Here is a 248-nt window from a genome sequence, read left to right on the forward strand (position 1 = left end):
CCTGTACAAGTACAAGGTCCAGCCGAGCTGGACCTTCATGCGGATCAGCCGGACCTGGGCGACGCTCGACGCCTCGATGCAGTTCCTGATCCCCAATGCCAACTACATGCGCCTGTTCGACCGCTACTTCGAGAACGCCCGCGCCCGGGCGCTGCGTGGCCCAGGCCTGCGCCGCACGCTCGAGGTGACGGTCGGGCGGATGACCGAGGCCATCCAGGAATATGACCTCCTGCTGCGCCCGCTCCTGC

1 protein-coding gene is annotated in these 248 nt (G+C 66.5%); it reads left to right on the forward strand.

Going from position 1 to position 248, the window contains the following annotated elements:
* Nucleotides 1-248, forward strand: a 248-nt coding sequence (locus EQG76_RS27845; protein ID WP_159718320.1) for a hypothetical protein, incomplete at both ends; no start/stop codon positions are given.

It is taken from the genome of Geminicoccus flavidas (assembly GCF_009806515.1).
In the GTDB taxonomy this organism is placed as follows: Bacteria; Pseudomonadota; Alphaproteobacteria; order Geminicoccales; family Geminicoccaceae; genus Geminicoccus; species Geminicoccus flavidus.